A 14,370-nucleotide genomic window follows, 5' to 3' on the forward strand; every position below is an offset into this window, starting at 1 on the left:
TGCGCGGGGAGTGCTGCCGTCGACATGTGCGAAGCACCGGACTCTCTTATCTTATAAGATAGCCGTGCTGCGGCTGCAGGCCCCTGTTAGCCCGCGCCAGTGTAGGAGTCGCCAGAACGAATGTCAACTCTATCTTATGTCTTATATAAGACATAGGATTATTGCTGTTATTCGATGGACGAAGGTCTTGATTTGTGGTCAAATCCCCGCCATGAATGCGAACGTTCGCGACACATCCAACACCACGCCGCCTGTCGACGCGCCGCAGCGATCGGACAGCGCGCGCGATGTCGCTCAGGTCCCCCCGGCTGCATCGGCTGCTCAGGCTGTGCAGGGTGGCGTGACCGCCGGAGCGTCGCCGACCTTCAGTCCGCTGTACCAGCAGATCAAGGGACTCATTACCCAGAGCCTGCAAGCCGGCGAATGGAAGCCCGGCGAAATCATTCCCAGCGAAGTCGATCTGGCAGGCCGTTACAAGGTCAGCCAGGGAACGGTGCGTAAAGCTATCGACGAGTTGGCGGCCGAGAACCTGCTCGTGCGCCGTCAGGGCCGCGGCACGTTCGTCGCCACCCATCATGAAGACCGGGTGCAGTTCCGGTTTCTGCGTCTCGCGCCCGACTCGGGCGAACCCCATCACCCGCCCAGCCGCCTGATCGAGTGCCGCCGTATGCGCGCACCGGCGGAGATCGCACGTCAGCTGGATCTGCGTGCGGGCGATGGCGTGATTCTGATTCGTCGCATGATGGATTTCTCGGACCGCCCGACGGTGCTTGACGAAATCTGGCTGCCCGGGTCGCTGTTCCGCGGATTGACGGCGGAAAAGCTCAATGAATACAAGGGGCCGATGTACGGCCTGTTCGAAGACGAATTCGGGACGCGCATGATCCGCGCCGTGGAGAAAGTCCGCGCCGTGGCCGCAGACGACATGACGGCGGATCTGCTGAAGGTGCCGAAGGGTTTTCCTCTTCTGAGTGTGGAGCGCGTTTCCTACACTTATGGAGACAAACCGGTGGAAGTGCGCCGGGGCTGGTATGTCACCACGGAACATCATTATCAGAACGAACTAAGTTGAAGACGAAGTTGAATCTGACTTGAATTTGCGTTGAGAGGGTAGGGCGGCTTTCTCGGGGATGCGCCGGTGTCGTGGCCGGCAAATGCCCGAAAGTCGAGGCTTGGGGGCGGCGTGTCGTGCGCCGTTGGCAGGAATTTCCGGAGGGTTGGAACCGGTATGGTGCAATGCACTAGAATCGGCGCTAAAATCCGGGGCTGATGTAACTACATGGGGTCTAGCATGGCTGAAGTGGTAAAAAAAGAGCGGCCAGTCTACAGGAATATCGGTATCGGACAGATTGTCTCGTACCGTCTCCCGCCGGCTGGTATCGTTTCGATCCTGCACCGTATTAGCGGTGTCATCTTGTTCCTTCTGTTGCCGTTCGCGCTGTATCTGTTCGAACAGAGCCTCACGTCGGAACTGACCTTCGAAACGCTTCGAAGCGTCGCCTCCAACTGGTTTGTCAAACTCGTCATCCTGGCGTTGTCGTGGGGCTTCCTGCACCACTTCTGTGCCGGCGTGCGCCACCTGCGCATGGACTTCAATCACGACGCAGTGAGCAAGGAAGGCGGCAAGAATTCGGCTGTGGTCGTGCTGGCCGTGTCGCTGGTGCTGACGCTGGCCGTCGCCCTCAAGCTGTTCGGAGCGTTCTAAGATGGCACAGAACAATATCGGTTCCAAGCGCCTGGTCGTCGGCGCCCACTACGGCCTGCGCGACTGGATTGCGCAGCGCATGACCGCAGTGATCATGGCCGTGTACACGGTGATCCTGCTGGTGTGGTTCTTCACCGCCAAGAACTTCTCCTACGAAGGCTGGGCCGGCATCTTCTCGCATCAATGGATGAAGTTGGCCACGTTCGTTACGCTGCTCTCGCTGTTCTATCACGCGTGGGTCGGCATTCGCGACATCTGGATGGACTACGTCAAGCCCGTCAGTGTGCGACTGGCGCTGTATGCGCTGACGATCGTCTGGCTGCTGGCTTGTGCCGGCTATGCCGCGCAGATTTTGTGGAGAGTGTAAAGAATGGCTGCAATTAAAAATTCGCTGCCGCGCCGCCGCTTTGACGTAGTCATCGTGGGCGCAGGTGGTTCGGGCATGCGCGCTTCGCTGCAACTGGCCAAGGCCGGTCTGTCGGTGGCAGTGCTGTCCAAGGTGTTCCCCACCCGTTCGCATACCGTGGCCGCTCAGGGCGGCATTGGCGCTTCGCTCGGCAATATGAGCGAAGACAACTGGCATTACCACTTCTACGACACCATCAAGGGCTCCGACTGGCTCGGCGACCAGGATGCGATCGAGTTCATGTGCCGTCAGGCACCGAACGCCGTCTACGAGCTGGAACACTTCGGCATGCCGTTCGACCGTAACCCGGACGGCACGATTTACCAGCGTCCGTTCGGCGGTCACACGGCCAACTACGGCGAAAAGCCCGTCCAGCGCGCTTGCGCGGCTGCTGACCGTACCGGTCACGCCTTGCTGCACACGCTGTACCAGCAAAACGTCGCTGCCAAGACCCACTTCTTCGTGGAGTGGATGGCGCTCGACCTGATCCGCAACGAAGAGGGCGATGTCCTCGGCGTGTCGGCGCTGGAACTCGAAACCGGCGAAGTCTACCTGCTCGAAGGCAAGTGCACGCTGTTCGCGACCGGCGGTGCCGGCCGTGTGTACGCCGCTTCGACCAACGCGTTCATCAACACCGGTGACGGTCTGGGCATGGCTGCACGTGCAGGCATTCCGCTCGAAGACATGGAATTCTGGCAATTCCACCCGACCGGCGTGGCCGGCGCGGGCGTGCTGATCACCGAAGGTGTGCGCGGCGAGGGCGGTATTCTGCGCAACTCGAACGGCGAGCGTTTCATGGAGCGCTACGCTCCGACGCTGAAGGATCTGGCGCCGCGTGACTTCGTGTCGCGTTCGATGGACCAGGAAATCAAGGAAGGCCGTGGTTGCGGCCCGAACGGCGACTACGTGCTGCTCGACCTCTCGCACATCGGTGCCGAGACGATCATGAAGCGCCTGCCGTCGATTCGCGAAATCGCACTGAAGTTCGCTAACGTCGACGCGATCAAGGAACCGATCCCCGTCGTGCCGACCATCCACTATCAGATGGGCGGTATTCCGACGAACTACAACGGTCAGGTTGTGCTGCAGAAGGACGGCTCGTCGGTGCCCGTCAACGGCTTCTACGCTGTGGGCGAGTGCTCGTGCGTGTCGGTCCACGGTGCGAATCGTCTGGGTACGAATTCGCTGCTCGACCTCGTGGTGTTCGGCCGTGCTGCCGGCAACCACATCGTCGACTTCGTCAAGAACCACGGCGACCACAAGCCGCTGCCCGCCGATGCCGGCGAGAACGCACTGGCGCGCCTCGGCCGTCTGGAAGCGTCCAGCTCGGGCGAGTACGCACAGGACATCGCCAACGACATCCGCGCGACGATGCAGAAGCACGCTGGCGTGTTCCGTACGTCGGACCTGCTCAAGGAAGGCGTGGACGAGATCAAGCAAGTGGCCGAGCGCGTGTCGCACGTCCACCTGAAGGACAAGTCGAAGGTGTTCAACACGGCGCGTATGGAAGCGCTGGAAGTCGACAACCTGATCGAAGTGGCCAAGGCCACCATGATCGCAGCGGAAGCCCGTAAGGAAAGCCGCGGTGCGCACGCACACAGCGACTACCCGGAGCGCGACGACGCCAACTGGATGCGCCACTCGCTGTTCTTCAGCGAAGGCAACCGTCTGGATTACAAGCCGGTGCAGATGAAGCCGCTGACCGTCGACTCGGTTCCGCCCAAGGCGCGGACGTTCTAAGGGATTCGCAAGATCATGAAACGCATTTTTGAAGTCTACCGCTACGATCCGGACAAGGATGCCGCACCGTACATGCAGACCTACGAGGTCGAACTCGACGGTCACGAGCGCATGCTGCTCGACGCATTGGTGAAGCTCAAGAAGATCGACGAAGGCATCGCTTTCCGCCGCTCGTGCCGCGAAGGCGTGTGCGGTTCGGACGCCATGAACATCAACGGCAAGAACGGTCTGGCCTGCCTGACCAACATGAACGATCTGCCGAACAAGATCGTGCTGAAGCCGTTGCCGGGTCTGCCCGTCATTCGCGACCTGATCGTCGACATGACGCACTTCTTCAACCAGTACCACTCGATCAAGCCGTACCTGATCAACCCCGAGCCGGCACCGGAGAAGGAGCGTCTGCAGTCGCCCGAACAGCGTGATGAGCTCGATGGTCTGTACGAGTGTATTCTGTGCGCATCGTGCTCGACGTCGTGCCCGAGCTTCTGGTGGAATCCGGACAAGTTCGTCGGCCCGGCCGGTCTGCTCCAGGCTTATCGCTTCATCGCGGACAGCCGCGATACGGCGACCAGCGAGCGTCTGGACAACCTGGAAGATCCGTACCGCCTGTTCCGCTGCCACACGATCATGAACTGCGTGGATGTGTGCCCGAAGGGTCTGAACCCGACGAAGGCCATCGGCAAGATCAAGGAGCTGATGGTGCGTCGCGCCGTCTGACCCAACGATCATGCCGGATACCAATCACCAGTCCGATCCGGTCAAACGTGCCCGCCTGCGCTGGCGGGCACGCCGCGGTTTGCTGGAAAACGACCTCATCCTCGAACGATTCTTCGCCAAGTACGAAGCGTCGCTGACTGACGAGGATGTGGGCGCCCTCACAAAGCTGCTCGATTTGAGCGACAACGATTTGATGGATCTGCTGCTAGCGCGTAAAGAGCCCGAGGCGGATCTGGACGGGCCGGACGTGCAGCGCCTGCTGGCGCTTTTGCGTGCCGTGTAGGGGTTTTGGAATTTTTTTGAGGAAGCGATATGACTCCGTCTGATGTTAAAGCCACCCTATCTTTCTCCGACGATTCGCCCAGCGTAGAGCTGCCGATTTATCAGGGAACGATGGGCCCGGATGTGATTGACATCCGCAAGCTGTACGGCCAGACCGGCAAGTTCACGTATGACCCCGGCTTTATGTCGACGGCGTCGTGCAATTCGGCCATCACCTACATCGATGGCGACAAGGGTGAGCTGCTGTACCGTGGCTACCCGATCGAGCAGTTGGCCACCAACTGCGACTTCCTCGAGACCTCGTACCTGCTGCTCAAGGGCGAACTCCCGAACGCCGAACAAAAGAAGGATTTCGTCGATACGGTGACCCGTCACACGATGGTTCACGAGCAGATGAACTTCTTCTTCCGTGGCTTCCGTCGCGACGCTCACCCGATGGCCGTGCTGACGGGTTCGGTGGGTGCTCTGTCGGCGTTCTACCACGACTCGCTCGACATCAATAACCCGAACCACCGCGAAGTCTCGGCGATTCGTCTGATCGCCAAGCTGCCGACGCTCGTCGCCATGGCGTACAAGTACAGCATCGGTCAGCCGTTCGTGTACCCGAGCAACGACCTGTCGTACAGCGCGAACTTCATGCGCATGATGTTCGCCAACCCGTGCGAAGAGTACAAGGTCAACGACGTGCTGGTGCGCGCCCTCGACCGTATCCTGATCCTGCACGCAGATCACGAGCAGAACGCTTCGACGTCGACCGTCCGTCTGGCCGGTTCGTCGGGTGCGAACCCGTTCGCCTGTATCGCTGCCGGTATCGCATGTCTGTGGGGCCCGGCGCACGGTGGTGCGAACGAAGCCGCGCTGAACATGCTCGAGCAGATCGGTTCGCCGGACAAGATCCCCGAATTCATCAAGCAGGTGAAGGACAAGAACTCGGGCGTGAAGCTGATGGGCTTCGGTCACCGCGTGTACAAGAACTACGACCCGCGTGCCAAGCTGATGCGCGAGACGTGCTACGAAGTGCTCAATGAACTGGGCCTGCACGACGACCCGCTGTTCAAGCTGGCCATGCAGCTCGAGAAGATCGCTCTGGAAGACGAATACTTCGTGTCGCGCAAGCTGTACCCGAACGTCGACTTCTACTCGGGTATCGTTCAGCGCGCGCTGGGCATCCCGACCTCGATGTTCACCTGCATCTTCGCGCTGGCCCGTACCGTGGGCTGGATCGCGCAGTGGAACGAAATGATCGGCGAGCCGGATCAGAAGATCGGCCGTCCGCGTCAGCTGTTCATCGGCCACACGCCGCGCGAAGTCGCGCCGATCGACAAGCGCTAAGCCTGTCGAGGCGTCCGGCACGGCCCCCGCTTGCCGTGCCGGCACCGCAACCTTGCCGAAACGGCAAGGCGGTGCGGCCCGCAACGAGCCCTCGTTGCGCTATATTCGAATCCACGGCACAAGCTGCCGTGATTCGCACAAATCCCCGGTTCATCGTGCGTTTACCGCCCGGTTTCCCGGGGATTTCGTATTCCGCCGGCGCGAAAGCGCTATGGCATAATCAAAAGTTCACAGAACCGTAATTTGCGTTCTCAGAACTATATTTCGCCCCCGCGTTTTTTATCATGGCCAAGACGCTGTATGACAAGTTGTGGGATGCACACGTCGTGCATACCGAGGACGATGGCACGACCGTGCTCTACATCGACCGTCATCTGTTGCATGAGGTGACCAGTCCGCAGGCGTTTGAGGGTCTAAAACTCGCGCAGCGTCCGGTCTGGCGTTTGTCCGCCAACCTCGCGGTGTCGGACCACAATGTGCCGACCACCGATCGCACGCAAGGCATCGCCGATCCGGTCTCGCGTTTGCAGGTCGATACGCTCGACGCGAACTGCGATAACTTCGGCATCACCCAATTCAAGATGAACGATGTCCGTCAGGGCATCGTGCACGTGATCGGGCCGGAGCAGGGTGCCACGTTGCCGGGCATGACGGTGGTGTGCGGTGACTCGCATACGTCGACGCACGGCGCGTTCGGTGCGCTGGCGTTCGGTATCGGCACGTCGGAAGTGGAACACACGCTCGCGACGCAGACCTTGCTCATGAAGAAGAGCAAGAACATGCTCGTGAAGGTCGAAGGCACGCTGCCGCGCGGCTGTTCTGCGAAGGACATCGTGCTGGCCGTCATCGGCAAGATCGGCACGGCCGGTGGCACGGGCTACACGATCGAGTTCGCCGGCTCGGCGATTCGTTCGCTGACGATGGAAGGCCGCATGACCGTGTGCAACATGGCCATCGAAGCCGGTGCGCGTGCGGGTCTGGTGGGTGTTGACGATACGACCATCAACTACGTGAAGGGTCGTCCGTTCGCCCCGACGGGTGTGGAGTTCCAGCAGGCCGAAGCTTACTGGCGCGGCTTCCATACCGATGCGGGTGCCGCGTTCGATCACGTGGTCGAGATCGACGCCAACACGCTGCGTCCGCAGGTGAGCTGGGGAACGTCGCCGGAAATGGTCGTCAGCATCGAAGATCGCGTGCCGGATCCCGAGAAGGAAAAGGACCCGGTCAAGCGCAGCGCCATGGAGCGCGCGCTTGAGTACATGGCGCTCACGCCGGACACCCCGATGTCGAGCATCAACGTCGACAAGGTGTTCATCGGCTCGTGCACCAACTCGCGCATCGAAGACATTCGTGCGGCGGCTTATGTCGTGAAGAAGCTCGGCCGACGCGTGGCGTCGAACGTGCGTCTGGCGATGGTCGTGCCGGGTTCGGGTCTGGTCAAGCATCAGGCAGAGCAGGAAGGGTTGGATCAGGTCTTCAAGGCTGCCGGTTTCGAATGGCGCGAGCCGGGCTGCTCGATGTGTCTGGCGATGAACGCCGACCGTCTGGAGTCGGGCGAGCGTTGCGCTTCGACGTCGAACCGTAACTTCGAAGGCCGTCAGGGTGCCGGTGGACGTACCCACCTGGTGAGCCCGGCGATGGCGGCAGCCGCTGCGATCGAAGGCCATTTCGTCGACGTGCGTCGTCTCGTCTGACGGGCAAGCATCGATTTATCCGTTGTTGGACATTTTCTTTGATAGAGACAAGACCATGAAGAAACTGTGGATGCTGATCGGTGCGGTGCTGCTGTTGGGCGTGGCGGGTTGCAACACGATGGCGGGCCTCGGCAAAGACACGCAAGCCGCTGGCTCGGCGCTCGAAAACGCCGCGAAGAAGTGATGCGACGGTGTGCGTCGCGCGGGCGGAAGCCTCGCACGCACACCTACAAATTTCCGGTTTGACGGCCCGCTGCACACGCGGCAGGCCGTAGCCGAACTGTTTTGATCAGGTGGTTCGTGATGGAAAAATTTACCGTCCATACGGGGTTGGTGGCACCGCTGGATCGCGAAAACGTCGATACCGACGCGATCATCCCCAAGCAATTCCTGAAGTCGATCAAGCGCACGGGTTTCGGCCCGAATCTGTTCGACGAATGGCGTTATCTCGATGTCGGTCAGCCGGGGCAGGATTGCAGCACGCGTCCGCTCAACCCGAATTTCGTGCTGAACCAGCCGCGCTTCCAAGGCGCGACCGTGCTGCTCGCACGCAAGAACTTCGGCTGCGGCAGCTCGCGTGAGCACGCACCGTGGGCATTGCAGCAATACGGCTTCCGTGCCGTGATTGCGCCGAGCTTCGCCGACATCTTCTTCAACAACTGCTACAAGAACGGGCTGCTGCCGATCGCGCTGTCCGAGATGCAGGTCGACCATCTGTTCAACGAGACGGCCGCGTTCAACGGCTATCAGCTGACCATCGATCTGGACAAGCAGGCGGTGATGACGGCCGACGGTCGCGCTTACGAGTTCGACATCGCCCCGTTCCGCAAGTACTGCCTGTTGAACGGTTTCGACGATATCGGCCTGACGCTGCGTCACGCCGACAAGATTCGCGCCTATGAGGCCGAGCGGCTCGCCAAGCAGCCGTGGCTCGCAACGCGCCTGCCGGGCTGAGTCCCTGCCGCTGAGCACATCCAAGGAGATTGCATGAAAATCGCTGTGTTGCCGGGTGACGGCATTGGTCCGGAAATCGTGACGGAAGCCGTCAATGTGCTGAACGCGCTTGGCGAGAAGTTCGAGCTGGAAGAAGCGCCGGTGGGCGGTGCGGGCTATGAGGCGGCGGGGCATCCGCTGCCGGACGCCACGCTCAAGCTGGCCAAAGAAGCCGACGCCATTCTGTTCGGCGCCGTGGGCGACTGGAAGTACGACTCGCTGGAGCGCGCGCTGCGCCCCGAGCAGGCGATTCTGGGGCTGCGCAAGCATCTCCAGCTGTTCGCCAACTTCCGTCCGGCCATTCTGTACAAGGAACTGGCCGACGCGTCGAGCCTGAAGCCGGAGATCGTCGCCGGTCTGGATATCCTGATCATTCGCGAGCTGAACGGCGACATTTACTTCGGTCAGCCCAAGGGCTTCCGTCAATCGCCGGATGGGGCTTTCGAAGGTGCACGCGAAGGTTTTGATACCATGCGCTATAGCGTGCCCGAAGTGGAGCGTATCGCACACGTCGCGTTCCAGGCTGCGGCCAAGCGCGACAAGCGTCTTTGCTCGGTCGACAAGGCCAACGTGCTGGAGACGTCGCAGCTGTGGCGCGACACGATGATCGAGGTCGCGAAGCAGTATCCGGAGGTCGAGCTGTCGCACATGTACGTCGACAATGCCGCGATGCAGCTGGTCAAGGCACCCAAGAACTTCGACGTGGTGGTGACGGGTAACATGTTCGGCGATATCCTGTCGGACGAGGCCGCCATGCTCACGGGTTCGATCGGCATGCTGCCGTCGGCTTCGCTGGATGCCAATAACAAGGGGTTGTACGAGCCGTCGCACGGTTCGGCCCCCGATATCGCCGGTAAGGGCGTCGCCAATCCGTTGGCAACGATCCTGTCGGCTGCCATGATGCTGCGTTACACGCTGGGTCGTGCCGAACAGGCCGACCGTATCGAAAACGCCGTGAAGAAGGTGCTGGCGCAGGGGTTGCGCACGCCCGACATCTGGCAGGAAGGCGCGACCAAGGTCGGTACGCGCGAAATGGGCGCAGCAGTGGTTGCTGCGCTATAACGTTGACGGGGCGTCGGGAGACGCCCCTCGGCGCAATTGCAACGATAAGAGAGTGGATAAATGAAAACCGTAGGTCTGGTAGGTTGGCGGGGCATGGTCGGTTCGGTTCTGATGCAGCGTATGCAACAGGAGAACGACTTCGCCTTGATCGAGCCGGTGTTTTTCAGCACCAGCAACGCGGGCGGCAAAGCCCCGTCGATGGCGAAGAACGAAACTTCGCTGAAAGACGCCAATGATGTCAACGAGCTGAAAAAATGCGACATCATCATTACCTGCCAGGGCGGTGACTACACAACAGAAATCTTCCCGAAGCTGCGTGCAGCGGGTTGGAACGGTTACTGGGTGGATGCGGCGTCGACGCTGCGCATGAAGGACGACGCGATCATCGTGCTCGATCCGGTCAACCTCGACGTCATCAAGAACGCGCTCACCAAGGGCACGAAGAACTTCGTCGGCGGCAACTGCACGGTCAGCTGCATGCTGATGGGTCTGGGCGGTCTGTTCCAGCACGGTCTGGTCGACTGGCTGACGTCGATGACGTATCAGGCAGCATCGGGTGGCGGTGCACAGCACATGCGCGAGCTGCTCACGCAGTTCGGCACGATCAACGCCGAAGTCAAGGCGCTGCTCGACGATCCGCACTCGGCCATTCTCGAGATCGACCGCAAGGTCCTCGCCAAGCAACACGCACTGACGGCTGACGAAACGAAGCAGTTCGGCGTGCCGCTGGGCGGTAACCTGATTCCCTGGATCGACAAGGATCTGGGCAACGGTCAGTCGAAGGAAGAGTGGAAGGGCGGTGCCGAGACCAACAAGATTCTGGGTCTGGGCGACGGCTTCCCTGGCACGCGTGCCATTCCGGTCGACGGTCTGTGCGTGCGTATCGGTGCGATGCGTTGCCACAGCCAGGCGCTGACCATCAAGCTTACGAAAGATGTGCCGTTAGACGAACTGACCGACATCATCGGCCAGGCGAACGACTGGGTGAAGGTGGTGCCGAACACACGCGAAGCGTCGATGACCGATTTGACGCCTGCCGCCGTGACCGGCACGATGACGATCCCGGTGGGTCGCTTGCGCAAGATGTCGATGGGTCCGGAGTACCTGTCGGCATTTACGGTGGGCGATCAACTGTTGTGGGGCGCGGCTGAACCGCTGCGCCGCATGCTGCGGATCCTGCTCGACGCGTAAGCGTTGCAGCGTATCGGTAAGGCGTGAAGAACGGCGGCCCGCGAGGCCGCCGTCCGCGCTTTGGGAGGCCACTCGCATTGCATGCGTGGCCAGTGACAAACGACTGACAGGCTAGACAAGACACAGTGCGGAAATACTCGACCGGCAAGCGCGCAAATTCGTCCCGCAATTCGTTTCGCTTGAGTGCGGCGGCGGCTGTCTTGTGGAGCCTCGGGCTCCTGAACGCCGGCGCGGCCGAGTTCGGTCCGCAACAGGTTCGCTCGGGTCCGGGCCAGCCGCTGCGCGCCGTGATCGTGCTGGGCAATGTCTCGCAGGCTGAGGCCGACGGGTTGTCGGTGAAGCTCGCGCCGCGAGACGCCTTCAAGCAGGCCGGACTGCGTTACGACCCCACGCTCGACAAGCTGTCGGTGTCGGTGACGCCCACGGGCGGTCGCGACGCCGGATACAGCGGCACGTATCTCGTGCACGTCGATTCGGCCGAGCCGGTCAGTACGTCGTTCCTCGATTTGTTGCTGGTCCTCGAATGGCGCACGGGCCGTCAGTCGAATGCCGTGACGCTCTCTGCCATTCCGGAGGCCAGCGCGGCACAGCCGCAGGCGGTTGTGCCTGCCGCTGCGGCTAATTCTGCTGCCGGTGCCGACGCGTCGGCTTCCACGTCTCGCTCAGCCACGCCCGCTGCGGCTGCGCCGGCACCCGCAGGTAACGGCGCTGAGCAACGTGCTGCGGCCTCGGGCGAAAGCACCGAGAACGCCCGCACGGTGACGCGAGGCGACTCGCTGTCGTCGATTGCCCGCGAGTACACGGGCGGGGAAGGCGGCACCACGCTGGCCCAGATGATGACCGCGCTGTTCGAGTCGAATCGTTCGGCGTTCATTGGCAACGATCCCAACCGTTTGCGCCAGGGGGCGACGTTGAATCGTCCCGCCGATGCGCAAGTGCAGAGCATTCCGCCTGCGCAGGCACGCAAGTTCGTGTCCGCTGCGCGGGAACAGTTTGACGCGTATCGCGCGCGGCTGGCCGATTCCACGGCGCAGCAGGCAGCACCGGCCGGTGGGCGCAGTGCACAGGGCGCGATCGAGGCGGGCAAGGCACCGGAAGCTGCCGCCCCCGCCACACGCGATGAGTTGAAGTTGTCGCGACCCGGTAAGGGAGGCACGGCAGGCCGTGCCGGCGGCAACGAAGAAGAGCAAATCGCCCAGGGCAAGGCTCAGACCGAGGCTCAGGGCAGGGTGAATGAGTTGCAGAAGAACGTAGCAGATCTCCAGAAGCTGTTGGCGATGAAGAATCAGGCCGTCGCTAATCTGGAGCAGCAGGCCGCCACCGCTTCCGGGGCGTCTGCGCAAGAGAAGACGGCGAAATCCGCCGATGGCAAGACGGCCGCACCTGCGGCCGCAGGAACCCAGCCGGCGACGAATGCGGCTGCAAATGCCGACGCTAAACCGGCAGATGCCGCTGCGAGCAATGTGACGGCGGCGGCTGCGTCCGGCGCTGCTGCGGGCGATGCCGCCTCGGCTGCATCGGCTGACGCGAATGCCTCCGAGGCAACGGCGGTGGCCGCCCCGGCAAGCGATGCCGCTGCAGCGTCTGCGGCAGCGGCCAGCGCACCGGCGGCCGAGTCGAAGCCGACGCCGAACGCCGCCATGAACTGGCGCGCGGTCACGCAGAATCCGTATGTGCTGCCGGGTGCCGGCGTGCTGGTGGTGTTGCTCGGCCTGTGGTGGCTGATGCGTCGTCGCCGTGCCGAGCCGCCGGTCGGTCAGCCGGGACCGTATGACGATGGCCGTGACGGTCAGGGGGGCAACGTCGAGTCGACGTCCTCGCATGACAAGCCGCAAGCCGCTGATGCAGCTGAAGCCGCTGCGCCGACGTCGCATGGCGTTGCGACGGCTGCAGGCGTCGCCGCTGCGGGGGCGGCAGGCGCTGCCGCGCTGTACGCCGCGAATCAGGCTGAGGCCGACGAGCATCTGCATCCGGACACCGACGCAACGTGGTCGGCACCGGAGACGGAAGCCGCAGCCCACGATGAAGTCGCTCTGGATTCGACGGCCGCTGCGTCGAACGAGCTGGATGCGTGGGATGCCGAGCAAGCCCCGGTGACCGACGAACTGGCTGAAGCATCGCATGCCGAGGGGCTCGGCGATCCGGAGGACGAAGCGCACGTTTCGCAAGCTGCGTCTGACGCCTTCGAAGCCCACGCCGAGCCGGTGGCTGCCCACGAGCCGGAGCCGGTGGCAGAAGCCGCCAGCGAGCCGGAAATCGATTGGGATGCGGCGTTTGCCGAAGAAGCCGGTCAGACGTCTGCACCGCAGGATTCCCACGACGCGCACGCGGACGATGCCCTGACATCGCTCGAAGCACTGGGCGCGGCTGCCGCGACCGGCGGTGTTGCCGCCGAGACGCTGTCGCATGCGGAGCACGTGGCGCATGTGGATGCCACGCCAGAAGGCGGTGTGGCGGGCATGCTCGGCGATCTCGATCTGGGCATTCCGGGCCAGCCGGCGAACGTCGGCACGATTTCGAGTGACGCTTTGCCGTCACTGAGCAAGGGCATCGGCTCGGTACAGTTCACGATGGCCCCTCCGGGCGATCCGCGTCTGGAAGCCGCCCACGCGGCAGATTCCGGCGATATGACGGATATGGCCGATACTGGCGACGCGCCGGAAGATCTCGATGGCGAGTTGAGCGATGCCGACTTCGACGCCGCGATGCAGCAGGCCGCCAGCACCACGCAAGCGCCGCGTAGCTACACCGATGCGGCGCACGAAGCACCGTCGTTGCGTCCGATGTCGTTCGATCTGTCGGACTTCAGCCTGGATTTGAAGGGCGACGACGCCCAGCCCGCAGCGACACCGGCATTCGTCAGCGCCCCGACGCTCCCGGACGTGGCCGGTGAGGAAGCGCTGGTCGAACACGAGACGCTGGACACGTCGGCACCGCACACGCCTTACGCCGAAGTGCCCGCAGCGCCGCAGCATCAGGCGGCCGCGCCCGAGGCAGCGCCGCATACGCCTGAGCCCATCGTCCCGCATCAGGTCGAGACCCGGCCGAGCGCCACGGCTGCGACTGAACCCGGCGTGCCCGACGAATTCCACACGAAGCTCGAACTGGCGACGGCTTACCAGACGATTGGTGACGACGACGGCGCGCGCGAGTTGCTCGAAGAAGTGATTGCCGGTGGCGACGCCGCACAGCAATCCGTCGCGCGCTCGCGTCTGGCCGAGTTGGGCAAGTAATCCCTGTTCATCACA

Annotated in this window: 13 protein-coding genes; all 13 read left to right on the forward strand. The window is 62.4% G+C overall.

All coding sequences use genetic code 11. From position 1 onward, the window contains the following. Nucleotides 1–211 precede the first annotated feature (211 nt). A complete protein-coding gene (locus tag PAQ31011_RS16255) occupies nucleotides 212–1,072 on the forward strand; it encodes a GntR family transcriptional regulator (protein ID WP_425495111.1) in 861 nt (286 codons plus the stop codon). Nucleotides 1,073–1,291: 219 nt separating this feature from the next. Then, complete coding sequence (gene sdhC, locus PAQ31011_RS16260; protein WP_039399176.1) at nucleotides 1,292–1,705, forward strand: succinate dehydrogenase, cytochrome b556 subunit; 414 nt, start codon at nucleotides 1,292–1,294, stop codon at nucleotides 1,703–1,705. Nucleotide 1,706: 1 nt separating this feature from the next. Further along, entirely contained in the window at nucleotides 1,707–2,072 is a 366-nt protein-coding gene (gene sdhD, locus PAQ31011_RS16265; protein ID WP_150576792.1) for a succinate dehydrogenase, hydrophobic membrane anchor protein, read from the forward strand. A 3-nt stretch (nucleotides 2,073–2,075) separates the two neighbouring features. After that, the gene (sdhA, locus tag PAQ31011_RS16270; RefSeq protein ID WP_150576793.1) at nucleotides 2,076–3,851 is read left to right on the forward strand and encodes a succinate dehydrogenase flavoprotein subunit; all 1,776 of its coding nucleotides are present in this window, start codon (nucleotides 2,076–2,078) and stop codon (nucleotides 3,849–3,851) included. Nucleotides 3,852–3,863: 12 nt separating this feature from the next. Next, nucleotides 3,864–4,568, forward strand: coding sequence for a succinate dehydrogenase iron-sulfur subunit (locus PAQ31011_RS16275; RefSeq protein WP_039368514.1), 705 nt, complete (start codon nucleotides 3,864–3,866; stop codon nucleotides 4,566–4,568). Nucleotides 4,569–4,578: 10 nt separating this feature from the next. Continuing rightward, entirely contained in the window at nucleotides 4,579–4,851 is a 273-nt protein-coding gene (locus tag PAQ31011_RS16280) for an FAD assembly factor SdhE (protein WP_039399170.1), read from the forward strand. A gap of 29 nt (nucleotides 4,852–4,880) precedes the next feature. Then, nucleotides 4,881–6,182 carry a citrate synthase gene (gene gltA, locus PAQ31011_RS16285; protein WP_150576794.1) on the forward strand — a complete coding sequence of 434 codons (1,302 nt, stop codon included), beginning with the start codon at nucleotides 4,881–4,883 and terminating at the stop codon, nucleotides 6,180–6,182. A 284-nt stretch (nucleotides 6,183–6,466) separates the two neighbouring features. Continuing rightward, nucleotides 6,467–7,876, forward strand: coding sequence for a 3-isopropylmalate dehydratase large subunit (leuC, locus tag PAQ31011_RS16290; protein WP_150576795.1), 1,410 nt, complete (start codon nucleotides 6,467–6,469; stop codon nucleotides 7,874–7,876). Nucleotides 7,877–7,931: 55 nt separating this feature from the next. Beyond that, on the forward strand, nucleotides 7,932–8,060 hold the full coding sequence (locus PAQ31011_RS16295; protein ID WP_023596599.1) for an entericidin A/B family lipoprotein: 129 nt from the start codon (nucleotides 7,932–7,934) through the stop codon (nucleotides 8,058–8,060). Nucleotides 8,061–8,179: 119 nt separating this feature from the next. Then, nucleotides 8,180–8,830, forward strand: coding sequence for a 3-isopropylmalate dehydratase small subunit (leuD, locus tag PAQ31011_RS16300; protein WP_150576796.1), 651 nt, complete (start codon nucleotides 8,180–8,182; stop codon nucleotides 8,828–8,830). A 33-nt stretch (nucleotides 8,831–8,863) separates the two neighbouring features. Further along, a complete protein-coding gene (gene leuB, locus PAQ31011_RS16305) occupies nucleotides 8,864–9,931 on the forward strand; it encodes a 3-isopropylmalate dehydrogenase (RefSeq protein WP_150576797.1) in 1,068 nt (355 codons plus the stop codon). Nucleotides 9,932–9,991: 60 nt separating this feature from the next. Then, on the forward strand, nucleotides 9,992–11,122 hold the full coding sequence (gene asd, locus PAQ31011_RS16310) for an aspartate-semialdehyde dehydrogenase (protein ID WP_072617453.1): 1,131 nt from the start codon (nucleotides 9,992–9,994) through the stop codon (nucleotides 11,120–11,122). 200 nt (nucleotides 11,123–11,322) lie between these two features. Further along, nucleotides 11,323–14,355 carry a motility hub landmark protein FimV gene (locus PAQ31011_RS16315; protein ID WP_150576798.1) on the forward strand — a complete coding sequence of 1,011 codons (3,033 nt, stop codon included), beginning with the start codon at nucleotides 11,323–11,325 and terminating at the stop codon, nucleotides 14,353–14,355. Nucleotides 14,356–14,370: the final 15 nt, after the last annotated feature.

Source organism: Pandoraea aquatica, assembly GCF_902459565.1.
GTDB classification, from domain to species: domain Bacteria; phylum Pseudomonadota; class Gammaproteobacteria; order Burkholderiales; family Burkholderiaceae; genus Pandoraea; species Pandoraea aquatica.

Excerpts from the sequence above, each read along its gene's own strand:
- PAQ31011_RS16255 (WP_425495111.1), top strand. The coding sequence starts at position 212 with ATGAATGCGAACGTTCGCGACACATCCAACACCACGCCGCCTGTCGAC.
- sdhC (WP_039399176.1), top strand. The coding sequence starts at position 1,292 with ATGGCTGAAGTGGTAAAAAAAGAGCGGCCAGTCTACAGGAATATCGGT.
- sdhD (WP_150576792.1), top strand. The coding sequence starts at position 1,707 with ATGGCACAGAACAATATCGGTTCCAAGCGCCTGGTCGTCGGCGCCCAC.
- sdhA (WP_150576793.1), top strand. The coding sequence starts at position 2,076 with ATGGCTGCAATTAAAAATTCGCTGCCGCGCCGCCGCTTTGACGTAGTC.
- PAQ31011_RS16280 (WP_039399170.1), top strand. The coding sequence starts at position 4,579 with ATGCCGGATACCAATCACCAGTCCGATCCGGTCAAACGTGCCCGCCTG.
- gltA (WP_150576794.1), top strand. The coding sequence starts at position 4,881 with ATGACTCCGTCTGATGTTAAAGCCACCCTATCTTTCTCCGACGATTCG.
- leuC (WP_150576795.1), top strand. The coding sequence starts at position 6,467 with ATGGCCAAGACGCTGTATGACAAGTTGTGGGATGCACACGTCGTGCAT.
- PAQ31011_RS16295 (WP_023596599.1), top strand. The coding sequence starts at position 7,932 with ATGAAGAAACTGTGGATGCTGATCGGTGCGGTGCTGCTGTTGGGCGTG.
- leuD (WP_150576796.1), top strand. The coding sequence starts at position 8,180 with ATGGAAAAATTTACCGTCCATACGGGGTTGGTGGCACCGCTGGATCGC.
- leuB (WP_150576797.1), top strand. The coding sequence starts at position 8,864 with ATGAAAATCGCTGTGTTGCCGGGTGACGGCATTGGTCCGGAAATCGTG.
- asd (WP_072617453.1), top strand. The coding sequence starts at position 9,992 with ATGAAAACCGTAGGTCTGGTAGGTTGGCGGGGCATGGTCGGTTCGGTT.